Genomic DNA, 24,134 nt, shown 5'->3' on the forward strand with positions numbered 1-24,134 from the left:
GGGCACAGCACTGCGCTGGACCGCAGAGCGTTATCCCGGCGCCGCGCCGTCGGCGGCCGGCACCCGCTCACCTACGCCGAGTGGGACGAGCACACCGGCCGCCTGGCCCGCGCGCTGGGCGAGCTGGGGGTGCGTCCCGGCGACCGCGTGGTGTTCGTGCTCGCGGGCGGCCTGCCGCTGGCGAGCCTGCACCTGGCCGCGCAGAAACTCGGGGCGGTGTCGGTCCCCCTGTCGTTCCGGTTCGGCGCGCCCGAACTGGCGTACTGCATCGCCGACGCGGCACCCGCGCTGGTGGTCTTCGACGAGCCCCACGAGGAGCTGGTCGGCACGGCGCTCGCGCAGATCCCGCCGGTGGCCGGCAGTTCCGCGGAAGCGATCGAGACGCAGGCGAGCCGGGGTGGCGTGGCGCCTGCGGTGGCGGTACCCGACGACGCGATCAGCGTCATGCTCTACACCTCGGGCACCACGGGCAAACCCAAGGGGGTGCCCAGGACGCACGCCGCCGAGCACTACGCCGCGCTCGCCCACATCATCCAGACGGGACAGTCCTGTTTCGACACCACGCTCGGTGTGATGCCGCTTTTCCACACGATGGGCATGCGCACACTGCTGTCGTCCGTGGTCACCGCGAGCACGTGGGTGCCGCAGGTGCGGTTCGACGCCGACGAGGCGATGGAGCTGGTCCTGCGTGAAGGCGTCAACAGCCTCTACCTCGTGCCCACGATCTTCTGGTCCCTGCTGCGCACCGGACGACTCGCCGAGGCACAGTCGGTCGAAAAGATCTCCTACGCGGGGGCGGCGATGACCACCGCACTCGCCGGGCAGCTGACCGAGGCGCTGCGCCCGCGGAAGTTCGTGAACCACTTCGGCAGCACGGAGATCTACACGTTCAGCGTCGGCCCGAACGCGGCGGCGAAACCGGGCAGCGCGGGCCGGGCGGGCGTGTTCTCGCGGATCCGGCTCGTCGCCCCGGAACCGGGCGCGGGCCCGGACGACCTGGTGGGCCCGGGGGAGCAGGGGCAGCTCGCGGTCTCGATGGCCAGCCCGGAAGCGTTTTCCGGCTACTGGAACCGGCCGGATGCCAACGCGAAGTCCATCCGGGACGGCTGGTACTTCCCCGGTGACCTCGCCACCGCGGACGAGGACGGCGACCTGTGGGTGGCCGGCCGCGTGGACGACATGATCAACTCCGGCGGCGAGAACATCTACCCCGACGAGATCGAGGACGCGCTCGCACGCTGCCCCGCCGTGCGTGAGGTGGTGGTAGCGGGGACCTCCGACGACCGGTGGGGCCAGGCGGTCACCGCATTCTTCGTGCCGGAGCACGGGTTCGCGCCCGGTGAAGCCGTCGAGCAGGTGTGGCGCTTCGCCCGCGAGGGCTCGGGCCTGCCGTCACTGAAGCGGCCGAAGCGCGTGATCGCCGTGCCCGAGATCCCCAAGTCCGCCGTGGGCAAGATCCTCCGCCGCGAACTGGGCGCCGGGCACTACGAGGTGCTCGCCCGACACGATCTTCAGGAGCACGCATGACCACCGCCCGCATCGAGGACCCGGCGCTGCTGACCGGCCGCGGCCGGTTCCTCGACGACCTCGACCCGTTCGCCGGCACGCTGACGGCCGCCATCGTCCGCAGCCCCCATCCCCACGCGCGCATCCGCAGCGTGGACCTGTCCCGGGCCCGCCGCCATCCGGGCGTGGCGGCGGTGCTCGGCCCGGAGGAGGTCGCCGCTGAGCTGAAACCGTTCCCGCTGGCGGTGAAGACCCCGATGCCGTACTACCCGACGGCGGTGGACAAGGCCCGCTTCGTCGGCGAACCGGTCGCGGTCGTCGTCGCGGCCGACCGGTACCTCGCCGAGGACGCCGCCGAGCTGATCGACGTCGAGTACGAGCCGCTGCCGCCCGTGGTGGAGATCGCGCACGCCCTCTCGCCAGACTCGCCCCGGTTGCACGACACCGCCGAGAGCAACGTCGCCACGGACCGCACGTTCGACTTCGGCGACGTGGACGAGGTGTTCGCCCGCGCAGACCGGGTCGTGGTGGGGGAGTACGACTTCCCGCGCTACTCCTCGACCCCCATGGAGTGCTACTCGGTCGTCGCGGAGTGGCGGGACGAGGCCGACGGGCCGTCGATCGAGGCGTGGGCGAACTTCCACGGCCCGTTTTCGATGGTCGCGGTGCTCGCGGGGGCGTTCGGCGTGCCCGCGTCCCGCATCCGGCTGCGCATCCCCGCCGACAACGGCGGAAGCTTCGGCATCAAGGCCGGGATCTACCCCTACGTCGCGTTGATGGCGCTGGCGAGCAAGCATGCCGGGCGTCCGGTGCGCTGGACCGAGGACCGCGTCGAGCACCTGCTGGGCAGTTCCGCGGGGTCCGACCGGAAGATGCGGTTCGAGGCCGCGGTGTCCGAGGACGGGATCGTCCAGGGGCTGCGGGCCGACCTGATCGACAACGTCGGCGCGTACCTGCGGCCGCCCGAGCCGAGCACGCTGTACCGCTGCTTCGGCAACATCACCGGCGCGTACCGCGTCGACGCGGTGCGGATCCGCTCGCGCGCGGTGGTGACGAACAAGACGCCCACCGGGCTCAACCGCGGGTTCGGCGGCCAGCAGTTGTACTTCGGGCTCGAACGTCTGATGGACGAGGTCGCGCAGCAGTGCCACCTGGATCCGGTGGAGCTGCGCCGTCGCAACTTCGTCCGCGGCTCGGATTTCCCCTATCCCACACCCACCGGCGGCATCTACGACTCCGGCGACTACCACGCCGCCGTGGACCTGCTGCTGAAGAACGCCGACTACCCGGCGCTGCGTGAGCGGCAGCGGGCCGCGCGCGAGGCGGGGGAGTACTTCGGCATCGGCATCGCGACGATCGTCGATCCGTCGGCGACCAACATCGGCTACGTCGGCCTCGCCACGCCTGCCGAGCAGCGCGCGGCCGGGCGCGGCAAGTCCGGGTCCACCGAGCACGTGCGGATCAGCGTGGACCCCAACGGGCTGGTGTCGGTGCTGCTCGGCACCGTGCCGCAGGGACAGGGGCACGCGACCGTGGCACAGGCGATCGTCGCGGACCAGCTCGGGCTGCCGCGCGAGCACGTCCGCCCCGTCGTGGAGATGGACACGGCCACGACGCCGTGGACGATCAGTTCCGGCAGCTACTCCTCCCGGTTCGCGCCGCTGCTCACCAGCGCGCTCGTCGAGGCGAGCGAACGGCTCGCCGGGACCATCAAGATCGCCGGGGCGGTGCTGCTGGGCGCCGACGCCGCGGATGTCGAACTGGCCGAGGGCAAGGTCCGCGTGCGCGCGGAACCCGAGCGCTCGGTGGCGTTCCGGCACGCGGCCGGGCTCGTGCACTGGGACCCGGGTTCGCTGCCGGAGGGCGTTTCGGCGCGCCTGTACGAGGAAGCCGCCTTCACCCCGCCGGAGTCCAAAGCCGCCAGCCGCAGCGACCAGATCAACTCCAGCCTCTGCTACGGCTTCGTCGCGGAGCTGGCGGTCGTGCGGATCGACCGCGACACGCGGGAGGTGAAGCTGGAGCGCGTGGTGACGGTGCATGACGCCGGCACCATCCTCAACCCGGTCCTGCTGGAGGGCCAGGTGCACGGCGCGCTCGCGCACGCGCTCGGCGGCGCGCTGCTGGAGGAGATGCGCTACACCGACGCGGGCCAGCCGACGGCGACGTTCATGGACTACCTCTGCCCGACGTCCGCCGAAACCACCTACGAACTCGACAGCGACCACCGGGAAACCCCGTCGCCGTTGACCAAACTCGGCGCGAAGGGCTGCGGCGAGGGCAGCTGCATGAGCCTGCCCGTCGCGATCGCCAACGCCGTCGCCGACGCGCTCGCGCCCGAAGGCGTCGAGATCACGAGCCTGCCGCTGCACGGCGACGTCGTGCACGCGCTGCTGGAGAACAAGGAAGGGAAGAACTGAGCATGGCACTCACCGGAGGCGAGATCCGGCTGGACCGCGGGCACGAAGGCCGCGTCGCCTACCTGACGCTCGACCACGGCAGGTTCAACATCATCACCTGGGAGACGCGGCAGGTGATGGCCGACCGCTTCGCCGAGATCGACGCCGACGACGAGATCCAGGTCGTCGTGGTGCGGGCCGAGGGCGAGCACTTCTCCTCCGGCGGCGACATCGCGGGCTTCATGGAGGTCGACCCGGTCGATTTCACCGACCTCGGCCACAACGTCACCGCCCCGGCGCGCAGCCCGAAGCCGGTGATCACGGCCGTCGACGGCTACTGCTTCGGCGTGGGGCTGGAACTCGCGCTGTCCACGGACATCCGCGTCTGCACCGAGCGCAGCGAGTTCGCGCTGCCGGAGATGCGGCTGGGCATGATCCCCGGTTCCGGTGGCACGCAGCGGCTCGCCCGGCTGATCGGGCTGTCCCGCGCGAAGTACCACATCATGACCGCGAGCCGGATCAAGGCCCAGCAGGCCGGGGACTGGGGGCTGGTCGCGAACGTGCTGCCGGACCGCGAGGCGTTGGACGCCGAGGTCGAGCGGATCGTCGGGGTGCTGCTCGGGTACTCGCCGCTGGCCGCCCGCACCGCCAAGGAGGTCCTCGACAAGGGCGTGGACGCGCCGCTGTACTCCGGGATCGAGCTGGAGCGCAAGGCGTACGCGATGCTGCGCTCCAGCAAGGACTTCGCCGAGGGCGTCGCGGCGTTCACCGAGAAGCGCGCGCCCAAGTTCCAGGGCAGGTGAGCACCCCTTGAAGGCAGCGCCGTTCGCCTACTCCCGTCCCTCCACAGTGGACGAGGCGGTGGCCGAGCTGACCCGTTCCGACGGGGGCGGCAAGGTCATCTCGGGCGGCCAGTCGCTCGTGCCGGTGCTCGCGATGCGGCTGGCCCGGCCCGACGTGCTGGTGGACATCAACGCGATCCCCGGGCTGGACCGCATCGAGCGCGGCGACGGGTACGCCGAGCTGGGCGCGACCGTCCGGCAGCGCACCGTCGAGCGGGACCCGGTCAGCTCGGAGGTGCCGTTGCTGGGACTGGCGCTGCCGTGGGTGGGCCACCGTGAGTTGCGCAGCCGGGGGACGGTGTGCGGCAGCCTCGCGCACGCCGACCCGGCCGCGGAACTGCCCGCGGTGGCCTGCTGCCTCGACGCGTCGCTGACGCTGGCGGGACCCTCGGGCACCCGCCGTGTCGCGGCCCGCGAGTTCTTCGCCGGGGCGATGATGACCGCGCTCGGTCCCGACGAACTGCTGACCGCGGTGCGGTTCCCGTCGGCACTGCCCGGCGACGGGTTCGGGTTCGCCGAAATCGCTCGCAGGCACGGGGATTTCGCGCTCGCCGGGGTCGCGGTGCACGTCCGCGGCGAGGGCGTGACACTGACCGGGTTCGGCATCTCCGACCGGCCGGTGACCCGTGCCGTGGCGTTGGACGAGGTCACGCCCGAACTGCTCGACGAGATGGTCGACACCGACGGTGACGCGCACGCCTCGCGGGACTACCGCCGCCGCCTGTTCCGCGTGCTCGCGCGACGGGAGATCGACCGAGCCACCAGGAAGGCCAGGAATGACGACCGCTGAACCGACCCCGCGCCCGGTCCGTGCGGAAGCGGGGGAACTCGTCGACGTCACCTTCACCGTCAACGGCACCCCGGCGACGCTGAAGCTGCCGGCCCGCGTCACGCTGTCCGACGCGTTGCGCGACCACCTCGGGCTAACCGGCACGCACGTCGGCTGCGAGCACGGCGTGTGCGGCATGTGCACGGTGCTGGTGGACGGGCAGGCCGCGCGAGCGTGCCTGCTGTTCGCGGTACAGCTGGACGGCGCCGAGATCGTGACCGTGGAAGGGCTCGGCAAACCGGACGAGCTGCACCCGCTGCAGGAGTCCTTCGGCCGCAACCACGCGCTGCAGTGCGGGTTCTGCACCCCGGGCTTCCTGATGAGCTCCTACGACCTGCTCACTGGCAAACCGGACGTGACGCCCGAGGAACTGCCGGCGGAGCTGTCCGGGGTGATCTGCCGCTGCACGGGTTACCGCAACATCGTCACGGCCGTGCGTGAGACGCAGGAGTCGTTCCCGGAAGGCATTCCGGCACCGGGCAACTGCGGTACACGGGCACTGGCGGGGCGCGCGACGGTCCGGGTCGGCGACGAACGGCAGGAGACCGAGGCCGTGGCGGAGCCGGTGTCCACGGAAATCGCGCTTCCGGACGGAGAACCCACGATCGCGGTCGAGGTAGCGACCGGAGTGGACGTCGAATCCGGCCGGGTGTGGGACGTGTTCGACGACGTCCACCTGCTCGCGAGCTGCCTGCCGGGCGCGGAGTTGACCGAGGAGCTGGGCGCGGACACCTACGCCGGGCGCGCGAAGGTTTCGGTCGGGCCGGTGAAGCTCAAGTTCGACGGTGTGGCCCGGATCCTGGAGCACGACCGCTCGGCGGGGCGGCTGCGCGTGCTGGCGCAGGGCCGCGACACCGGCGGCGCGCAGACGCAGGCCGCGATCGAGCTGCGCACCGAAGCCACGGCGGGCGGCACGGTGCTGCACGCCGACGCGAAGGTGTACCTGACGGGCCGGATCGCGCAGTTCGGCCGCGCGCTGGCTGGGGACATCAGCCGCCGGATGTTCGAGCAGTTCGCAGCCGCGGTCGCGACCGCGGCGACATCGGGCAGGGCGCCCGAGGGACCGGTCAAGCCGCCCAGCGCGCTCAAGCTCATGCTCGCGACGCTGCTCGACCGGTTCCGGCGGCGCCGGCGGTGAGGGTCCGGTGGAACTGCACCAGCTCCGCTACGTCGCGGCCGTCGCCGAGGCGGGCGGCTTCACCAGGGCCGCCGAGGTGCTCTACCTCGCGCAGCCGTCGCTGTCGGTCCAGATCCGCAAGCTGGAGAAGGAACTCGGCGTCGCGTTGTTCGAGCGGCTGGGTCGCAAGGTCGTGCTGACCACGGCGGGGGAGGTGTTCCTGGAGCACGTCCGGCCGGCGTTGTTCCATCTGGAGCGGGCGCGCGAGGAAGCCGTGGCGGTGCGGAACCTGCAGCGCGGCAGGCTCGCGATCGGCACCCTGCCCAGTGCCGGGGCGAGCGTGCTGCCGCGCGTGCTCGCGGGGTACCGCGCGGCGCACCCCGACATCGAGCTGAGGCTGATCGAGCACAACGTCTCGGCGGACTTCGAGCGGATGGTGCAGGTCGGCGAGCTGGACCTCGCGTTGACCAGGGCGCCGTGGTCGCGGCCGGGCATCACCGGGCGGGTGCTGATCCGCGAGCCGATGGTGGCGATGCTGCCGCCGGGACACCGGCTGGACGGGCTCGCGGAGCTGGACCTGGCCGACCTCGCGGAAGCCGATTTTGTCGCGATGTCCACCGGTTCTGGCCTGCGGGAGCTGTTGGAGGCTTCGTGCCGGCGGCACGGGTTCACGCCGCGCGTGACCGTGGAGACCGAGCAGCTGTCGGTGCTCGCGGGCATGGTGCGCAACGGGGTCGGGGTTTCGGTGGTGCCGCGCCTGGTCGCGGCGGATTACCCGGTCGCCGTGCGCCTGGCCGATCCGCGGGATGCGCGGGAGCTGGCCGTGGTGTGGCGCGCGGGCGGTCAGCTCGCACCCGCGGCACGGGCCCTGCTGGACCTGCTGCTGACGGCGACGCGCGAGCTGAGCGACGAGACCACAGTGGACGGAGAGCCATAGGCAACGCCTACCGGGCCGGTAGGGAACTGCGCATCGCCGCGCGAACCCGCCCTGGCTGTAATGGGGAGGGAGATCTCTTCAAAGCGGTGGCAGCCGTTCGGTGAGCGGAGAACCCGTGATGACGTGGACAGTCATGGGGAGGCGATCCCGGAGCCGGGAACAGCACGTTCACCGGGGGCGGGAGCCGGGCGACGGGTGGGCGGCGGAGGTTCCGCCGCCTGCCGCCACGGAACAGACCAAGAAGTTCCTGCAAAGGGCGAGCACACACCACAAGGAGGTGGGTATGGCGTCCCGTCGTGCGACGCTCTACGCGGCCGTTTCCTCGGTCGCGGGCTGGGCGTTCGATCTGTTCGACCTGTTCATCCTGCTCTACATCGCCGGGACCGTCGGCAAGCTGATCTTCCCCGCGCACAGCCCGACGCTGAGCCTCGCCGCGGTGTACGCGTCGTTCGCGGTCAGCGTGCTGTTGCGGCCCGCGGGCGCGGCGATCTTCGGCGTCGTCGCGGACCGGAGCGGGCGGAAGAAGACCATGGTGGTCGTGCTCGCCGGGGTCGGGCTGTCGACGGCCGCGATGGGCCTGGTGCCCACCTACGCCGCCGCCGGGATCACCGCACCGCTGCTGTTCCTCGCGCTGCGGCTGGTGCAGGGCATCTTCGTCGGCGGGGTGGTGGCCGCAACGCACACGCTCGGCACGGAAAGCGTGCCGCCGCGCTGGCGTGGCCTGATGTCCGGGCTGATCGGCGGTGGGGGCGCCGGGGTCGGTGCGGCCCTCGCCAGCGGGCTCTACATCGGCGTGAGCCAGCTCTTCCCCGGCGAGCAGTTCACGGTGTGGGGCTGGCGCGTGATGTTCCTGTCGGGTCTCGTCGCCGCCCTGCTGAGCTACCTCGTGGTGCGCGGCGTCGAGGAGTCCCCGCTGTGGAAGGCGGCGCACCAGGCGGGACCGCCGCCCAGGACGCGCCTGGCCGACCTCGTGCGTGGCGGGCGCGGGAAGGTGTTCGCCCTCAACATCGTCCTCGTCGCGGGCGCGGGATCCCAGTACTACCTCACCTCCGGCTACCTGCCCACGCTGCTCGGCGACGTCACCGGCGTCCGTGGCGGTACGCAGGGCGTGATCCTGCTGGTGTCGAGCCTCGGCGTGGTGCTGGGCACGATCGTCGCCGGGGAACTGAGCGAGCACCTCGGCCGCCGGCGCACGATGCTGGCCTTCGGCGCCGTCAACCTCGTCGCGCTGCCGCTCCTCGTGTGGCTCATCAGCAGCAGCGATCCCGGTGCCACCACGGCGATCCTGTGGTACTCGACCGCGCTCGGGTTCCTCGCCAACGCCGCCTACGCGCCCGTGCTCGTGTTCCTCAACGAGCGGTACCCGACGGCGCTACGCTCGCGGGGCACGGCGGTCTGCTGGAACCTCGGCTTCATGATCGGCGGCCTGATGCCCACCTTCGTCAACCTCGCGAGCCCCGGGCTCGCGGATGTGCCGAGCAGGCTCGTCGTGTTCCTCGGCGTGATGGTCGCCGTGTTCCTCGTGGCCAACGCGATCAGCCCGGAAACCCGTGGTGGCATGGACGAACCGGCGTCGCGTGCCGTGGCCCGCACCCCGAACAAGGAGGAGATCCTGTGAACGCTGTGAACGAGCGAACCGTCCTGCTGACCGGCTGCACCGGCGACATCGGCGTCGCGTACCTCAAGGCGCTCACCGCGACGGGCCACAACGTGGTGGCGGTGGACCTCGCCGACGGCACCGCAGCGGTCGAATCCGTCGCCGGTCCCGGCAAGGCCGTCTTCCAGCGCTGCGACGTCACGGAGGACGCCGAGCTCGAGTCCGCCGTGCGGCTGGCCGTGGACCGCTTCGGCGGGCTGGACGCGGTGATCAACAACGCCGCCGTCTACCGGGGACTGGGCCGCAAACGGCCACTGGAGGAGCTGACCAACGACGACTGGGACCTCGTGCTGCGGGTCAACGTGCGCGGGATGTGGCAGGTGATCAAGGCGGCGCTGCCCGCGTTGCGGGAGCGGGGCGGCGGCCGGATCGTCAACATCGCGTCGTCCGTCGCGAGGACCGCGCCTCCCGGGTTCGCCCACTACGTCGCGTCGAAGGCCGCGGTCGAGGGCCTGACGCGCGCCGCGGCCAGGGAACTCGGCCGGTACGGGATCACGGTGAACTCCGTGTCGCCCGGCCTGGTCGACGACGCCGCGACCCGTGCGCTCAACGACTCCGGTTACGTGGCCGCCGCGAGCGCGGGCCGGTCCCTGCCCCGCGACATGCGGCCCGACGACCTCGTCGGCGCCGTGTTGTGGCTGACCGGGCCGGACAGCGGGTTCGTGACGGGCCAGACGATCGTGGTGGACGGCGGCGGGGTGTTCGTCTGATGGGCTGGGAGGTGCCGCAGGACGCCCGGCCCGCCGACCCGGCCACGTTGCGCGTCCTCGGCGAAGTTCCGGCCACCACGCCGGGGGAGCTGGACAAGGCGGTGCGCACGGCCGACGAGGCCCAGCACGGTACCTGGCCGGTGGACGCGAAGCAGCGGCAGGGACTGTTGTGGCGCTGGGCCGATCTGCTGGAGGAGCACCGCGGCGAACTCGTGACCTCGCTCGTCGCCGAGAGCGGCAAACCCGTGCGGGAAGCGGGGATCGAGGTCACCGGCGTCGTGGACGCCTTGCGCTACAACGCGGGCATGGCCCGGCTGGTGCACGGCCGGGCGGGCACGCTTCCCGACGGTTCGCAGGCGCACCTGGTGCGGGAGCCGGTCGGCGTCACCGCGTTCATCGTGCCGTGGAACTGGCCGTTGCTGCTGCTCCTGCGCGATCTCGCCCCGGCGCTCGCGGCCGGCGTGACCGCACTCGTGAAGCCGGCTCCGCAGACCACCCTCGTCACCCGGCGCGCCCTGGAACTGGCCCGTGAAGCGGGGATCGGTGAGGACGTCGTCCGGCTCGTCGTCGGCGACGGGCTCGTGGGGGAACGCCTCGTCACACATCCGCTCGTGCGGGCGGTCGCGTTCACCGGTTCGACGGCGGTCGGTGCGGCGATCCGCGCGGCCGCCGCGCCGGACATGACACGAGCGCTGCTGGAGCTGGGCGGCAAGGCGAGCATGACCGTGTTCGCCGACGCCCGCGTGGACGAGGCCGCCGAGACCGCCGCCCGTGCCGCGGTGATCACCGCCGGCCAGATGTGCATGGCGTGCACGAGGTTGCTGGTGCAGCGCCCGGTTTTCGCGAGAGTCCGGGACACCGTGGTGGACGTCCTGCGTACCCTGCGCACCGGTGATCCCCGTGACGAGGCGACCGACGTCGGGCCCCTCATCTCCGGGCCCGCACTGGACCGGTTCTCCGAGCACATCGCGCTGGCCCGCTCGTCCGCTCGGGTCCTGACGGGCGGCGAGCGCCTGGACCGGCCCGGGCACTTCGTGACACCTGCCGCCGTCACCGGCCTGCGTGTGGATTCGCCGCTGGTGCAGCACGACCTGTTCGGCCCACTGTTGAGCATTGAGCCGTTCGACGACGAGGACGAGGCGGTCACGCTGGCGAACGCCACGCCGTACGGGCTGGCGGCGTCGGTGTGGACCGCGGACCTCGACCGGGCGTGGCGGGCTTCGCGGCGGATCAGGGCGGGCACGGTGTGGGTCAACGGTTACAACCGGTCCTACGCCGAAATGCCCAGTGGTGGCTACGGTTCTTCGGGGCTCGGCCGGACGCGGGGCGTCGAGGGGATCGAGCAGTTCACCGAACTCAAGCACGTCCACTTCGGAGGGCCGGTATGACCGGGTTCCCGCCGCGGATCGTGGTCGGCATCAGCGGCGCGTCCGGGGTCGTCTACGGAGTGCGGGCGCTGAAACTGCTGTCACAGCTGGGCGTCGAGACACACCTGGTGTTCACGAAGGCGGCGCGCGCGACACTCGCGCAGGAGACGGACCTGACCGTCGCGGACGTGCGCGCGCTGGCCGACCACGTGCATTCCGAGCACGACCTCGGCGCGGAGATCGCGAGCGGATCGTTCCCCACCGATGGGATGCTGGTCGCGCCGTGCAGCGTGAAATCGTTGTCCGGCATCGCGAACAGCTACGACGAGACACTGCTCGTGCGGGCCGCGGACGTGACGCTCAAGGAGCGGCGGCCGCTCGTGCTGCTGGTGCGCGAAACCCCGTTGCACGCCGGGCACCTGCGGCTGATGAGCCAGGCGTGCGAGATGGGCGCGACGATCATGCCGCCGGTACCCGCGTTCTACACGAAGCCGGCTTCGCTGGACGAGCTGGTCACGCAGACCGTCGGCCGTGCGCTCGACGCGTTGCGGCTGCCGCACCCCGCCACCGCCCGCTGGACGGCGGGCGCGCGCTGACGGCCCGGCTGGCAGGATCGTGCCCGTGAAACTGCTGACCGCGATCGTGCGTCCCTTCGTGCTCGACGACGTCCGCGCTGCGCTGGAACGCCTGGCGGTCCTGGGCATGACCGTGACGGAGGTGCACGGGTACGGCAGGCAGAAGGGCCATCGGGAGGTCTACCGCGGTGCCGAGTACGAGGTGGACTTCGTGCGCAAGGTGCGCATCGAGGTGCTGCTGCCCGACGAACTGGTCGAGCGCGTGCTCGATGCCGTGCTGCGGGTGTGCCGCACGGGCCGCATCGGCGACGGCAAGATCTGGGTCACGCCGGTGGAGACGGTCGTGCGCGTCCGCACGGGCGAACGCGGCGCGGACGCCGTTTAGCCGGTCACCGGCGCGTGGCCGGCAGGTCGATCGCGGGGGAGCGGGTGATCAGGCCGGCCGTCGCGGACCGGAAGCCGGCCCGTCGCCGCCGGCGCCGACCGCGCCCCTGATCAGCCGTGAAGCGCCACTCTGGTCAGACCGGGTTCATCCGCGATCGCGTTCACCCTCGCAGGCTCGTCACGGCCGGCCAGTGCCGCCGCCGCCTCCGTCACCAGGACAAGGCGCGCTTGTCCAGCAGAGGAGCCGGCCCGGGCCTGCCTCGTTCATCCCGTCGCGGCGTCGTGGCCTTGCCGTCCACGACGCGGAACACCGTCGCCACCCGGGCCGGCGACGGGTCTTGCGGCCACCTCGCGTCTTCCTCCACCACCATCAACCGCTCGCTGACCGGGTACCACGATCGCGTCACCAACCGGATGCCCGACCGGTCCACCCTCTCGGCGAACTGGTCCGGTGGGATCGGCCCCAGCGCCTTCGGCCCGAGGACCACCACCGGACCCCCGATGACCGCCGCCGAACGACGCGGTTCGCGCGCGGTGGGGCCGCCCCCCGTCAGTGGGCGTTGGCGGCCCGCGGCCGGTCCGGACCAGTGGAGGCGAGGCGCTCGACTTCTCCACAGGTCGCGCCAAGGTAAGTCAATCAGTTGACTTAGAATGAGCTCCCGCGCCCGGTGATCGACACCGGAGACGAGAGGGGAGCCATCCTGATGACCAGTGCCGCTGTGGGGACACCGAGACGGGCCGCGCGGGTGGTGCGGCCGAACGTCGTGGTCGCGGTGCTGGCCTTCGGCGGGATCGTCGTCTCGCTGATGCAGACCCTGGTGATCCCGCTGGTGCCGGTGCTGCCGGGGCTGCTGGGCGCGTCGGCGGGCGACACCACGTGGGCGATCACCGCCACCCTGCTCGCCGCCGCCGTCGCCACGCCGACGGTCGGGCGGCTCGGCGACATGTACGGCAAGCGGCGCATGCTGCTGTTCAGCGTCGTGATGCTGGTCGTGGGTTCGGTGCTGTGCGGGCTGTCGGACAGCCTCGCGCCGATGGTCGTCGGGCGTGCGCTGCAGGGTCTCGCGTCCGGGGTCATCCCGCTGGGCATCAGCATCATGCGGGACGAGCTGCCACCGGAACGGCTCGGCGGCGCCACCGCCCTGATGAGCGCTTCGCTCGGCGTCGGCGGCGCGCTGGGCCTGCCCGCCGCGGCGCTGCTGGTCGAAAACGCCGACTGGCACACGCTTTTCTGGACCGCCGCCGGGCTCGGTGTCGTCGCCGGGGTGCTCGTCGTCGTGCTCGTCCCCGAGTCGGAGGTCCGCACGGGCGGCCGCTTCGACCTGCCGGGCGCGCTGGGCCTGTCGGTCGCGCTGCTGTGCCTGCTGCTGGCGATCTCCAAGGGTGCCGACTGGGGCTGGGGCAACGGGACGACGCTGGGGCTGCTCGCCGCCGCGGTCGTCGTGTTGCTGTGCTGGGGTTTCTGGGAACTGCGCACGCGGGAGCCGCTGGTGGACCTGCGCACGACCGCGCGCCGCCAGGTGCTGCTCACCAACCTCGCGTCCGTGGTGATGGGTTTCGCGATGTTCGCGATGTCGCTGGTGGTCCCGCAGCTGCTGCAGCTGCCCGCGGCCACCGGGTACGGGCTGGGGCAGTCGATCCTCGCGGCGGGGCTGGTGATGGCGCCCAACGGGCTGGTGATGATGGCGGTGGCGCCGCTGTCCGCGCGGGTTTCGCGGACGCGGGGCCCGAAGGTGACGCTGATGCTCGGCGCGCTCGTCGTCGCGTTCGGCTACGGGCTGACGACGGTCATGATGGGCACGGTCTGGCAGCTGCTGATCTCGTCGAGCTTCATCGGCGCCGGGATCGGGCTCGCGTACGGTGCGATGCCCGCGCTCGTCATGGGGGCGGTGCCGGTGTCGGAGACGGCCGCCGCGAACAGCCTCAACACGCTGATGCGCTCGATCGGGACGTCGGTGTCGAGCGCGGTCGCCGGGGTCATCCTGGCCCACTTGACGATGCGCCTCGGCCCGGTGGCGGTGCCCACGGAAAGCGCTTTCAAGGTCGTGCTGGTCGTCGGCGGGGCGGCCGCGCTGGGAGCCTTCGCGATCGCGGCCTTCCTGCCCGGCCGCCGCGCCTGAGTGGAAGGACGACGCGCCGGAACCCTCCGGCGCGCCGTCCGGTCTCTACTGCCGCGTCACCCGCGAGCGGCGGGAGAACAGCCAGCCACCACCGCCGAGGACGAGGGCGGCGGCAGCGGCCGAGCCCGCGATCATCGGCGTGTCGACCACGAGCACGGTGCTCGTGTCGGGCACGAGGTTCGCCACCCCGGTCGACAGGTTGCTGTTGTCGTTGGTGTAGCTGCCCGGCGTGTCCGAGGTGACGTGCACGGTCAGGATGCACGTCGTGCCGGGGGAGACGGTCAGGTTCGCCGCCTTCACCCCGGTGTCACCGGCGTCGAGTGAGCCACCGGCCGCATCGGTCACCGCCGGGGTGCCGCACTGGCTGTTGGTGCCGAAGGTGGAGTCCGCGATCGTGACGCCCGCGGGGAGCGCGTCGGTGAAGTCGAGCGGGGACAGGGTCGGCTGCTGGTTGTCGACCGGGTTGGTGATGAAGAAGTTCAGCTCCCCGGTCTCACCGGCCTGGATCTTCCCCGGCTCGAACGCCTTGGTGAGCTTGACGGTCGGGAAGGACAGCGACCAGGCCCACGCGTCACCGCCGGTGACGTTGCCCATCTGGTTGTAGAGCGTGAAAGACTTGACGGGGCCGCCGCCCAGCACGAAGGAACCGCAGCCCGCGGTGGGGTTCGTCCCGTCGTCGGCCTGGCAACCCGCGTTGCGCGCGACCTGCGGTGTGCTGTTCAGGACGGTGCTGTTGCCGCTCGGGGAAACCTCCAGCGCGTTGTTCTTCGTCAGCGTGGTCAGCGTGACGGGAGCACCGGTGGTCGTGGTGCCGCCTACGGAAGCGAGGCTGCCGTCGAGGTTGTCGACGTGCAGGATCGGGGAGAGCACGGGCTTGCTGAACGTGACCACCTGCGTGAAGGCGCTGCCCTGGCCGGTGCACTGCTGCACGGCGGCAGAGCCCGCTGGGGGATCGGGTTCGAGGAAGTCGGTCGCGTTGGTGCCGCCGAGGGTGCCTGCGGGAGCGGGCCAGGAACAGGTGGTGTTGGTGCCGGAGACCACCTGGATCGTCGCGGTCACGCCGGTGTCACCGAAACCGGCGGTCATCGTCTGGCCCACTCCGGGGGTCGCTGCCGGGGAGACACTGGTCATCCACTGCTGCGAAGCCGAGGTGGCCGCACTGGCCGACCCCAGCGCGGCGAACGCCCCACCCAGTGCGAGCAGCGATACGGCAGCACCGGCCGCCACCCTCCTCGCCCGCCGCCGCGGTCTCGAGCGTGCTGTCATCGGTTTTCTCCTTCCGGAAAGGACATCACCGGACAGACCGGGGCAGGAGAGGAAACCCTGACGCACCTACCCCTTCACGGGGATGGCCCACCGCCCACACCCACCCACGTTGGGGCCGCTCAGCAGGCGCGCCAGCGCCGATGGACCCCGGCGCCCAGGCCCTCGGGGGAGAAGAGTCAACCCGGAACTCACTTCCTGGCCACGGCCAACCGAAATGCTCCCGCGAGGATCAGCGCGCACCCGACGAGCTGCCAGGGGGAGGGGTGTTCGCCGAGCACCACCGCGCCCAGCACCACTGATCCGATGGGCGTCAGCAGCAGGAGCACCGCACCGAGCTGGCTGGACAGCTTCGGCGAGCACACGGCGACCAGCAGCCAGCCCACGATCTGCGACGACAACGCCACCAACGCCAGCCAGCCCAGTGCGGGGGCGTCGGGCGTGAGGTCCAAGCCGTACCACCAGGCACCGGCCGCCAGTGACGCCACCGTCGCCGCGACCATCACCAGGACGTACGGCTGCACGGGCGGTGCACCCTGCCCGCCGCGCCGCAGCAGGAACAGGAAACCCGAGTAGCACAACGCCGCCAGCAGCGCGTGCACCGTGCCCCACACCGGATCCGCGCCCGCCGGAGCCCGGTCGAGCAGTCCTGCGGTGCACAGCACCCCCGCCAGCATCACCGGGGCGCACACGAAGAACGACCGCGTCATGCGTTCCCGGTCCACCAGCCACGCCAGCACCGGCACCAGGACGACCTGCAGGTTCACCAGCACCGTCGACAGCCCGGCGCCCACCTCGGAGATCGCCTGCGTCCACAGCAGCATGTCGCCGGCGAACAACACCCCGGCGACCGCCGCGGTGAGCAGCGCGCGGCGGGACGGCGCGCCACTGCGGCGCCGCTCCCACACGGCGACCGGCACCAGCGCCGGCAGCGCCATCAGGCAGCGCCAGAACGAAGCGGTGCCCGGTGCCGTCCCCGACACGCTGATGACCACCGCCGACGCGGACACCGCCAGTGCCGCCGTCGTCATGCCCCACACCGCTGCCGTCCGTTCCATGCCTCCCGGCTACCCGGCAGACCTAACAACCAAAACCGGTTATGGTTGTTAGATGGAGATGCGGCCGTCGGTGGGCGGGCACGTCGTGCTCGATTTCGTCAACACGGTGGCGTGGCGGCTCGACCCGGCGCGGTTCGTCGACGACCTCACGACGGCCGACGCGCTGGTGACCTGGCTGCGCCGCACCGGACTGCTGCGCACCGATCCAGCGCCGGTCTCGCCAGCCCGGGCCGAGGCTGCCGTCAAGCGGGCGCGGAAGCTGCGTGACGACCTCTACGCGGTGCTGAGCGCCTCGATCGACGGTCGGGAGCCACCTTCCGACGCGGCGGAGGCGGTGCACCACGCGATCGTCCAGGCGCTGGGGCGGGCGCGGCTCACCGGCGTGGTGCCGCTGCGGTGGGAGTTCACCCCCGCCGACGTGTCCGAGCTGCCCGTGTCGCTCGCGCTGGAGGTGTGGCGGTTCCTGGAATCCGTCGACCGGACGCGGCTCCGGCAGTGCGCGGACGAGGGGTGCGGGTGGGTGTTCCTCGACGGCAGCAGGAACGGCTCACGGCGGTGGTGCAGCTCCGCCGACTGCGGCAACCGCTCCCGCGCCCGGCGCCACTACGAGCGGAACCGGCCACGGCGCTGATCAGGCCTGGTCAGCAGCAGTCCTCGCCCCGCCACGCTTCGCGCCCCTCGCGGACGGCGACCGCGGCGATCACGAGTGCGACCACCGGATCGGCCCACGACCAGCCGAACAGGCTGTTGAGCAGCAGGCCGAGCAGCAGCACGCCGGACAGGTAGGTGCACAGCAGGGTCTGCTTGGAGTCGGCGACGGCGCTCGCCGAGCCGAGTTCCCGGCCGGCGCGCCGCTGGGCGTACGACAGGCCCGGCATGACTAGCAGTGACACGGCGGCCAGCACGATGCCGACGGTGGAGTGCTCAGCCGCCGCACCCAGCAGCGACCGGACCGCCTCGACGGTCACATAGGCCGCGAGCGCGAAGAACGACACCGCGATGACCTTCAGCGCCGTGCGTTCCCGGGCCTCCGGGTCGCTGCCCGAGAACTGCCACGCGACAGCCGCGGCGGAGGCGACTTCGATGACCGAGTCCAGCCCGAACCCGATCAGCGCGGTGGACGAAGCCGACGAGCCCGCCGTGATCGCGACGACCGCCTCGATGACGTTGTAGGTGATCGTCGCCGCCACCAGCCACCGCACCCGCCGCGACAACGCCGCCCGCCGCGACCGCGCAGGCGTGCAGCACCCGTCGGCACAGGTGTCCTCGGCCGCGGAAAGCGGCAGCCTCTCGTTCACCGGACGACCTCCGCGGCAGCGGGCTCGTCGAGGCAGGGCTGCGCGGTGTCGACCGCCAGCACGACCTGCGCCAGCTCGTTGAGCGCCTTGGCCAGGTGCGGGTCGGCGAGCGCGTAGCGGACCTGCCTGCCCTCGTAGGTGGCCACGACCAGCCCGCAGCCCCGCAGGCACGCGAGGTGGTTGGACACGTTCGACCGCGAAAGGCCCAGCTCGGCGGCCAGCACCGCGGGGTAGGCGGTGCCGTCGAGCAGTGCGACCAGGATGCGGCAGCGCGTCGGATCGGCGAGGGCGCGGCCCAGCCGGGCGAGCGCGTCACCCCGCGTCTCACACTTCAGCATGCCTCAAACAGTACAGCGACGGCTGAACCATGGGAAGGCCTGAAGCGCGCGCTGAAGAAGGGGTGTCATCCGGGGAATGGCGCGTCCACTGCGGAATGGCGGGCCGCGAGATGGGAAATACTTCTCCTCCCACTTGAACATATAGCGCACCCCGGGGCTTGCGGCAAGACCCGGGTGATGCCGCAGAATCGCGTCTCCGACCCGGAAAACAGCATGAGGGGGCACGTGTCCGAGCAGGGGTACCAGGAAGAACTCCGGTCCGAGCGGAACTACATCGCCGGGCTGTACGCGCGGCTCGACGCCGAGCGGGCGAGGGTGAAGGGGGAGTACGAAGCGGCGCTGCGGGGCGACGGCAGCTCGCCGATGGAGCGGGACGTCGAGGTGCGGGCCAAGGCCAGGGAGGTCAAGCGGCTCAACGTGGCGGACAACGGGTTGTGCTTCGGCCGCCTCGACACCGTGGGCGGTGACCGGCTGTACATCGGCCGCATCGGGTTGTTCGACGAGGAGGACGAGTACCGGCCCGTGCTGCTGGACTGGCGCGCCCCGGCGTCGCGGCCGTTCTACACCGCCACCGCCGTCAGCCCGGAGGGCATGCGCCTGCGCCGCCAGTTCCACACCCGCGGCCGTCACGTGGTCGACTACACCGACGAGGTGCTCGGCCGCCCGAGCGGGAGCGAGCACGGGGACGCCGCACTGCTCGCCGCGATCAACGCGCCCCGCGGCGAGGGCATGCGGGACATCGTCGCGACCATCCAGGCCGAGCAGGACGAGATCATCCGGCTCGACCACCCCGGGGTCCTCGTGATCGAGGGCGGCCCCGGCACCGGCAAGACCGTCGTGGCGCTGCACCGCGTCGCCTACCTGCTCTACACGCAGCGGGAGCGGATGGAACGCCACGGTGTGCTCGTCGTGGGGCCGAACCCGGCGTTCCTCAACCACATCGGGCGCGTCCTGCCGTCGCTGGGCGAGTCCGACGTCGTGTTCGCCACGCCCGGCGACCTGGTGCCCGGACTGCACGTCACCGCCGACGACACGCCGGAAGCCGCGCGGTTCAAGGGTTCCCTGGGCATCCTGGACGTGCTGAAGGCTGCGATCGCGCGGTACCAGCGGCTGCCGGAGGAGCCGGTGCAGGTCGAGCTGGGCGGCGTCACGGGACGGATCGACGCGGCGACCGCCGAATGGGCAAGGGAGGAGGCGCGGGGAAGCGGCCTGCCGCACAACGAGGCGCGCGCGGTGTTCACCGACATCGTCACGTACGTGCTCACCGAGCGCGCCATGGGCCGCATCGGCCGGGGCTGGCTGGACCGCAACGACCGGCAGGCGTGGGAGGACCTGCGGCGGCAGTTGCTGGAGGAGCTGGCGGGCAACGAGACCTTCACCGCCGCGCTCGACCGGCTGTGGCCGGTGCTGACCCCGGAAACCGTGCTCTCGGAGCTGTACGAGTCGAAGGAACGGCTGCGTGCGGCGGGTGCCGACGAGGCGCTGTGGCGCGCCGACGGTGCCGCGTGGACAGTCTCGGACGTGCCGTTGCTCGACGAGCTGGTCGAGCTGCTGGGCCGTGACAAGGCGGCCGAGGCCGAGGCCGCCCGCGCAGCGGAGCGGGAACGGCGGGCCCAGGCCGCTTACGCCGACCACGTGCTGGACAACCTCATCGAGCGCCAGGACGTGGACGAGGACATCGGCCTGATCGCCAGCGACCTGCTCTACGCCGAGGACCTCGCCGAGCGGTTCACCGAGCAGGACACGCGGGAGCTCGCCGAGCGCGCCGCCGCCGACCGCGAGTGGACCTACCGGCACGTCGTCGTCGACGAGGCGCAGGAACTGTCCGAAATGGACTGGCGGGTGCTGATGCGGCGGTGCCCCGACCGGTCCTTCACCGTCGTCGGCGACCTCGCGCAGCGGCGCTCGCCCGCCGGGGCGCGGTCGTGGGAGTCGATGCTGGAGCGGTACGTGCCGGGACGCTGGGTCTACCGGTCGCTGACGGTGAACTACCGCACCCCGGCGGAGATCATGGAGGTCGCCGCCGCGCTGCTGGCCGAGTTCGCGCCGGGAGTGCGGCCGCCGGAGTCGGTGCGCGCGTCCGGGGTGCGGCCGTGGGCGCGGCAGGTCACCGAGGACGAACTGCCCGGCGCCATCGAGGAGTTCGAGCGGGACGAGGCCGGGCGCGAGGGCACCAGCGTCGTAATCGGACCGCCGGGCGTGCCGGGTGCGGTGCCGCCCTCCGAGACGAAGGGGCTGGAGTTCGACGCGGTGCTGGTGGTGGAACCGGAGCGCATCCTCGCGGACGGGCCGCGTGGCGCGGCGGAACTCTACGTCGCCCTCACACGGGCGACGCAGCGCCTCGGCGTGCTGCACCGGGGCCCGCTGCCCCGGGCACTGAGCGGTCTCGCCGGGGCCGGGTCAGGTAGCCTGACGGGCGTGTTCACGAAGTGAACACCCAGTCCACGCTTTCGATCACCGTTCGGCGGAGGGGCCCGTGACCAAATCGACGCGGTCGGCGGACGCCGGCCGTGCCGACCGCGGCGACCAGGCCGACATCCAGGCGGTGAGCCGGGTCAGCCAGATCCTGTCGCTGTTCGAGCCGGCCACCCCCGAGGTGACGCCGGCCCAGGTCGCCGAGCGGCTGGGGCTCAACCGCACCACCGCGTACCGGTACTGCACGTCGCTGGTCGCCGCCGGCCTGCTGGAACGCAGCGCCGACGGCGCCTACGTGCCCGGCGGGCTGCTGCTGCAGCTGGGCGCGTTCGCCATCGGGCACCGCCGGGTCGTCAACCTGGCGCCACGGCACATGCGCGCGCTTTCCCGCGCGACGCAGACGAGCGTGGTGCTGAGCCTGTGGGGCCTGACGGGCCCGGTGGTGTCGCGGGTGGAGGAGAACCCGTCGACGATCGTCGTGGTGTCGGTGCGGGTCGGCAGCCACCTGCCGCTGGACACTGCGCAGAGCAAGGTCTTCCTCGCCTACCACGCCGACCAGCTGTCGATGGAACGGCTGATGGCGAACCTGTCCGGCACGGCGCGCGACGAGCTGCGGGCCGAGGTCGAGCGGGTCCGCGAGGTGGGCCACTGTTCCGCGATGAGCACGCCCGGCGTCGTGGCGGTGGCCGCGCCCGTGTTCGACGAGTCCGGCATCTGCGCCACGATCGCGATCGTGGGCCCGGACAACACACTGTCCATGTCGGACGACGCCCCCGAGCTGCGGGTGGTCGTGGACACCGCGCGGGAGCTGACCGCCGAACTCGGCGGGCGTTACTGGCCGGACGAACCCAGGTAGGGCAGCCAGGCGGGGGAGGGCCTCGGCGGGATGTCGGCGTAGTCCCGTGTTCCGGCGAGCGCACTGCCGACGAACGCGTCCAGGCCTCCCTCTCGGGTAGCGAGGTACGCCTCGACCCCGGCGACCAGTTCCGCGACCACGCCGGGCCCGTCGATCCACAACGCGGTGACCACCTCGACAGCTCGGGCCCCGGCGGCGAGGAACCGCAGCACGTCGTCGGCGGTGCGTGCGCCATTGGTCCCGACCAGTGGCACGTCGGGGCCCAGCGCCTGCCGGGTTTTGCCGACCCAGTACAGGCTCATCGGCAGGCACGCCGGTGAACCCCAAGCGCCCCAGGACCCCAGCACCGCGCCGCCGTCGAGGTCGGGCAGGAAGCCCGGGTACCTCCCGACGAGCCCGATGCCGTCCGCCCCGGCCGAGCGGGCGGCACGGGCGAGTGCGACGACATCCGAGGCCTGACCGGGCAGCTTCACGAGGAGCGGGATGTCCACAGAGGACCGGACGATTCGCACCGCTTCGCGTACCGCGTCCACTTCGGTCAGCTGCCGTACGGCGCGGGCCTCGCGGCCGTGTGGGGCGCCGATGTTCAGTTCGACGGCGGGCACGGCCGCGGCCATCGCGTGCGCGATGCGGGCCGCCGCGCCCGGATCGCCGAGGGTGATGCTGCCGAGCACGGGGCAGCCCCGCGTCGCCCCGTGCCCGGCGGCGGCCGCGAGGACCTCCAGCCAGTCGTCGAGGTCTGCCTGCGCGAGCCCGGAGCGGTTGAGCAGCCCGTCTTCCCGGTGGGCCTCACCTGCCGGGCGTACTCCACGATCACCGGAAACGAAGGCGTAGTCGGCGATGTCCAGCTGCCGCCGGGCGGCCTCGCTCTCGTTCACCGACTTCGCCACGACGGCTCCCGCGCCCGCGTCCACGCAGGCGGCCAACCCGGCCGGGGTCATCGTCAGTTCGGAGGATCCGACCCAGACCGGGTTGGCGGTGACCAGTCCCGCGACGTCCACTCAGGACAGTGCGGGGATCGTGCGGTCGTCGGCCATGTCCACGTCCTTCGTCTCCGGGCCGAGGAAACCACCGAGGCTGATGAGCAGCCCGGCGAGCACGATCAGCACGGCGGGGGCGAGGTGCGGGGCCATCAGGCCGTCGAGCTGCTGCAGGTAGAACTGGTAGAATGCCGGTGCGATGAGCGCGAGGCTGTAGCCGACGCCGTAGCCGGTGGACCGGATGCTCGCCGGGAACCGCTCCGTCAGGTAGGCCGCGATCGGGCCGAACGTGCCGACGGTGAACACGCCGATCAGCACCGCCCAGCCCAGCGCCGCGCCGAAACCGCTGTGGGACACCATCAGCAGCGTGTAGGCCCCGGCGCCGAGCACCGAGACCGACAGCCCGTAGCCGATGTAGAACCGGCGCCGCCCGATGCGCTGGGACAGCATCCCGAACAGCGGGTAGGACAGGGCGGCGGACGCGTTGATCACGAGCATGATCAGCGTGATCTGCTTGCTGGACAGCTCCAGGTGCGCCTTGAGCTGCGCGGGCGTCACGGCGGCCTCCATGTTGGTCGCCAGCCAAGTGCCGGTCATCAGCACGAACACCTGGGCCAGCGCCTTCGGGTAGCGCACGAGCAGCCGGACGAACGGCAGCTTGTGCTTCTCCCCGGTCAGTTCCGCGGGCGGCTCGTGCACCTGCGTGAGGTAGTAGCGGAACAGCACCGCCGCGAGCAGCGCCCCGACGATGAACGGGATGCGCCAGCCCCACTGCACGTACGCGCTGTGCAGGCCGGCGGAAGGCAGCAGCTGGAGCAGCAGCAGCGTGATCGCGGCGATCACGGCGTAGGCCGCGGGCGAGGTCGAGGTGATGATCGAGGCGTAGAGGCCGCGTTTGTGCTTCGGGCTCCACTCCATCGCCAGCGGGACCGCGGTGGTGTACTCGCCGCCGAGGAAGATCCCGTCGAGGAAACGCAGGGCGATCAGCACCCCGACCGACCACATGCCGATCGTCTCGTGGCCGGGCAGGCACGCGGTCAGGAGCGTGATCGTGCCGAAGCCGCCGACCGCGACGAGCGTAGTGCGCTTGCGGCCGACCGTGTCGGCGAAGTGGCCGAAGATGACGGCGCCGAGCGGGCGGCCGATCAACGTCGAGGCGAACACCAGCGACGACAGCAGCGCGGTCGTCGCCGCGCTCAGGTTGGCCGCCTGGAAGTACATCGTCGCGGGCGCCAGCACCACGATCGGCAGGTAGATGTCGAACTGGTCGACGAAGTAGGCGAGCGTGCCGCCGCGGACCGCGGCACGCACCTTGGCGGGGTCGGGGCCGTGCGGGGTGCCGGCACGGGGAGCCTCCAGGGCCGCGGGAGGTTCCGCGGCTTCGGGCGGTGTGGACATCATCGTCCTCCGAACTTCCAGTTCGCGAAGTGAACAGCCCATACCGTAAACAGGCAAACGAAGCAGCACAAGAGCGGAGGGAGGGTTG

General features: G+C 71.8%; 22 protein-coding genes. 15 read left to right on the forward strand and 7 right to left on the reverse strand.

Annotated features, from left to right (window positions below; genetic code table 11):
• Positions 1–15: 15 nt before the first annotated feature.
• From ABFX51_RS20860 to ABFX51_RS20910, 11 genes are all read left to right on the forward strand, one after another.
• Positions 16–1,527 (forward strand): class I adenylate-forming enzyme family protein, encoded by a 1,512-nt coding sequence (locus tag ABFX51_RS20860; RefSeq protein WP_091509573.1) that lies wholly within the window; start codon positions 16–18, stop codon positions 1,525–1,527.
• Positions 1,524–3,923, forward strand: a complete 2,400-nt coding sequence (locus ABFX51_RS20865) for a xanthine dehydrogenase family protein molybdopterin-binding subunit (RefSeq protein WP_091509570.1) — start codon at positions 1,524–1,526, stop codon at positions 3,921–3,923. Before ABFX51_RS20860 ends, ABFX51_RS20865 begins: the two co-directional genes overlap by 4 nt.
• A 2-nt stretch (positions 3,924–3,925) precedes the next feature.
• Positions 3,926–4,705 carry an enoyl-CoA hydratase/isomerase family protein gene (locus ABFX51_RS20870; protein ID WP_091509567.1) on the forward strand — a complete coding sequence of 260 codons (780 nt, stop codon included), beginning with the start codon at positions 3,926–3,928 and terminating at the stop codon, positions 4,703–4,705.
• A gap of 7 nt (positions 4,706–4,712) precedes the next feature.
• Entirely contained in the window at positions 4,713–5,534 is an 822-nt protein-coding gene (locus ABFX51_RS20875) for an FAD binding domain-containing protein (protein WP_346054654.1), read from the forward strand.
• Positions 5,521–6,711: a xanthine dehydrogenase family Fe-S subunit gene (locus tag ABFX51_RS20880; RefSeq protein ID WP_091509563.1), complete on the forward strand. Its 1,191-nt coding sequence runs from the start codon at positions 5,521–5,523 to the stop codon at positions 6,709–6,711. Before ABFX51_RS20875 ends, ABFX51_RS20880 begins: the two co-directional genes overlap by 14 nt.
• A gap of 7 nt (positions 6,712–6,718) precedes the next feature.
• A complete protein-coding gene (locus ABFX51_RS20885; protein WP_091509560.1) occupies positions 6,719–7,627 on the forward strand; it encodes a LysR family transcriptional regulator in 909 nt (302 codons plus the stop codon).
• Positions 7,628–7,910: 283 nt separating this feature from the next.
• Positions 7,911–9,245 carry an MFS transporter gene (locus ABFX51_RS20890; RefSeq protein WP_091509559.1) on the forward strand — a complete coding sequence of 445 codons (1,335 nt, stop codon included), beginning with the start codon at positions 7,911–7,913 and terminating at the stop codon, positions 9,243–9,245.
• Positions 9,242–9,994 carry an SDR family NAD(P)-dependent oxidoreductase gene (locus ABFX51_RS20895; protein WP_091509557.1) on the forward strand — a complete coding sequence of 251 codons (753 nt, stop codon included), beginning with the start codon at positions 9,242–9,244 and terminating at the stop codon, positions 9,992–9,994. Before ABFX51_RS20890 ends, ABFX51_RS20895 begins: the two co-directional genes overlap by 4 nt.
• Entirely contained in the window at positions 9,994–11,382 is a 1,389-nt protein-coding gene (locus ABFX51_RS20900; RefSeq protein ID WP_091509556.1) for an aldehyde dehydrogenase family protein, read from the forward strand. The genes ABFX51_RS20895 and ABFX51_RS20900 overlap by 1 nt, the downstream gene beginning before the upstream one ends.
• Positions 11,379–11,957: a UbiX family flavin prenyltransferase gene (locus tag ABFX51_RS20905; protein WP_346054655.1), complete on the forward strand. Its 579-nt coding sequence runs from the start codon at positions 11,379–11,381 to the stop codon at positions 11,955–11,957. The genes ABFX51_RS20900 and ABFX51_RS20905 overlap by 4 nt, the downstream gene beginning before the upstream one ends.
• A gap of 25 nt (positions 11,958–11,982) precedes the next feature.
• Positions 11,983–12,321 carry a P-II family nitrogen regulator gene (locus ABFX51_RS20910; RefSeq protein WP_091509552.1) on the forward strand — a complete coding sequence of 113 codons (339 nt, stop codon included), beginning with the start codon at positions 11,983–11,985 and terminating at the stop codon, positions 12,319–12,321.
• Positions 12,322–12,529: 208 nt separating this feature from the next.
• Here the strand turns inward: ABFX51_RS20910 and ABFX51_RS20915 are convergent, their stop codons facing one another.
• Positions 12,530–12,811, reverse strand: a complete 282-nt coding sequence (locus tag ABFX51_RS20915; RefSeq protein WP_346054656.1) for a hypothetical protein — start codon at positions 12,809–12,811, stop codon at positions 12,530–12,532.
• Between the two features lie 213 nt (positions 12,812–13,024).
• On the opposite strand from ABFX51_RS20915, the gene ABFX51_RS20920 reads away from it, so the two are divergent.
• Positions 13,025–14,440: an MFS transporter gene (locus ABFX51_RS20920; RefSeq protein WP_346054657.1), complete on the forward strand. Its 1,416-nt coding sequence runs from the start codon at positions 13,025–13,027 to the stop codon at positions 14,438–14,440.
• A 45-nt stretch (positions 14,441–14,485) separates the two neighbouring features.
• On the opposite strand, the gene ABFX51_RS20925 is transcribed toward ABFX51_RS20920, so the two are convergent.
• A complete protein-coding gene (locus tag ABFX51_RS20925) occupies positions 14,486–15,706 on the reverse strand; it encodes a DUF7933 domain-containing protein (RefSeq protein ID WP_143249899.1) in 1,221 nt (406 codons plus the stop codon).
• 188 nt (positions 15,707–15,894) lie between these two features.
• On the reverse strand, positions 15,895–16,761 hold the full coding sequence (locus ABFX51_RS20930) for a DMT family transporter (protein ID WP_346054658.1): 867 nt from the start codon (positions 16,759–16,761) through the stop codon (positions 15,895–15,897).
• 52 nt (positions 16,762–16,813) lie between these two features.
• On the opposite strand from ABFX51_RS20930, the gene ABFX51_RS20935 reads away from it, so the two are divergent.
• Entirely contained in the window at positions 16,814–17,392 is a 579-nt protein-coding gene (locus tag ABFX51_RS20935) for a CGNR zinc finger domain-containing protein (RefSeq protein WP_346054659.1), read from the forward strand.
• A 10-nt stretch (positions 17,393–17,402) separates the two neighbouring features.
• On the opposite strand, the gene ABFX51_RS20940 is transcribed toward ABFX51_RS20935, so the two are convergent.
• Together ABFX51_RS20940 and cmtR are read right to left on the reverse strand one after the other, a co-directional pair.
• Complete coding sequence (locus ABFX51_RS20940; RefSeq protein WP_428832489.1) at positions 17,403–18,059, reverse strand: cation efflux transmembrane domain-containing protein; 657 nt, start codon at positions 18,057–18,059, stop codon at positions 17,403–17,405.
• Positions 18,056–18,397 carry a Cd(II)/Pb(II)-sensing metalloregulatory transcriptional regulator CmtR gene (cmtR, locus tag ABFX51_RS20945; protein ID WP_346054660.1) on the reverse strand — a complete coding sequence of 114 codons (342 nt, stop codon included), beginning with the start codon at positions 18,395–18,397 and terminating at the stop codon, positions 18,056–18,058. The genes ABFX51_RS20940 and cmtR overlap by 4 nt, the downstream gene beginning before the upstream one ends.
• A gap of 225 nt (positions 18,398–18,622) precedes the next feature.
• On the opposite strand from cmtR, the gene helR reads away from it, so the two are divergent.
• Both helR and ABFX51_RS20955 read left to right on the forward strand, forming a co-directional pair.
• Positions 18,623–20,830 carry an RNA polymerase recycling motor ATPase HelR gene (gene helR, locus ABFX51_RS20950; RefSeq protein WP_346054701.1) on the forward strand — a complete coding sequence of 736 codons (2,208 nt, stop codon included), beginning with the start codon at positions 18,623–18,625 and terminating at the stop codon, positions 20,828–20,830.
• Between the two features lie 43 nt (positions 20,831–20,873).
• A complete protein-coding gene (locus ABFX51_RS20955; RefSeq protein ID WP_091509537.1) occupies positions 20,874–21,668 on the forward strand; it encodes an IclR family transcriptional regulator in 795 nt (264 codons plus the stop codon).
• Here ABFX51_RS20955 and ABFX51_RS20960 read toward each other — a convergent pair.
• Together ABFX51_RS20960 and ABFX51_RS20965 are read right to left on the reverse strand one after the other, a co-directional pair.
• Entirely contained in the window at positions 21,644–22,669 is a 1,026-nt protein-coding gene (locus ABFX51_RS20960; protein WP_346054661.1) for a dihydroorotate dehydrogenase, read from the reverse strand. The two genes, ABFX51_RS20955 and ABFX51_RS20960, sit on opposite strands and share 25 nt — an antisense overlap.
• Entirely contained in the window at positions 22,670–24,046 is a 1,377-nt protein-coding gene (locus tag ABFX51_RS20965; RefSeq protein WP_346054662.1) for an MFS transporter, read from the reverse strand.
• Positions 24,047–24,134: the final 88 nt, after the last annotated feature.

Origin of the sequence: Amycolatopsis dongchuanensis, from assembly GCF_039542405.1 — a bacterium.
Lineage (GTDB): Bacteria > Actinomycetota > Actinomycetes > Mycobacteriales > Pseudonocardiaceae > Amycolatopsis_E > Amycolatopsis_E sacchari.

Bases quoted from the DNA above. Each gene is read 5' to 3' on its own strand.
- ABFX51_RS20865 (WP_091509570.1), top strand. From the start codon at position 1,524: ATGACCACCGCCCGCATCGAGGACCCGGCGCTGCTGACCGGCCGCGGC.
- ABFX51_RS20870 (WP_091509567.1), top strand. From the start codon at position 3,926: ATGGCACTCACCGGAGGCGAGATCCGGCTGGACCGCGGGCACGAAGGC.
- ABFX51_RS20880 (WP_091509563.1), top strand. From the start codon at position 5,521: ATGACGACCGCTGAACCGACCCCGCGCCCGGTCCGTGCGGAAGCGGGG.
- ABFX51_RS20890 (WP_091509559.1), top strand. From the start codon at position 7,911: ATGGCGTCCCGTCGTGCGACGCTCTACGCGGCCGTTTCCTCGGTCGCG.
- ABFX51_RS20900 (WP_091509556.1), top strand. From the start codon at position 9,994: ATGGGCTGGGAGGTGCCGCAGGACGCCCGGCCCGCCGACCCGGCCACG.
- ABFX51_RS20905 (WP_346054655.1), top strand. From the start codon at position 11,379: ATGACCGGGTTCCCGCCGCGGATCGTGGTCGGCATCAGCGGCGCGTCC.
- ABFX51_RS20920 (WP_346054657.1), top strand. From the start codon at position 13,025: ATGACCAGTGCCGCTGTGGGGACACCGAGACGGGCCGCGCGGGTGGTG.
- ABFX51_RS20925 (WP_143249899.1), bottom strand. From the start codon at position 15,706: ATGACAGCACGCTCGAGACCGCGGCGGCGGGCGAGGAGGGTGGCGGCC.
- ABFX51_RS20930 (WP_346054658.1), bottom strand. From the start codon at position 16,761: ATGGAACGGACGGCAGCGGTGTGGGGCATGACGACGGCGGCACTGGCG.
- ABFX51_RS20935 (WP_346054659.1), top strand. From the start codon at position 16,814: ATGGAGATGCGGCCGTCGGTGGGCGGGCACGTCGTGCTCGATTTCGTC.
- cmtR (WP_346054660.1), bottom strand. From the start codon at position 18,397: ATGCTGAAGTGTGAGACGCGGGGTGACGCGCTCGCCCGGCTGGGCCGC.
- ABFX51_RS20965 (WP_346054662.1), bottom strand. From the start codon at position 24,046: ATGTCCACACCGCCCGAAGCCGCGGAACCTCCCGCGGCCCTGGAGGCT.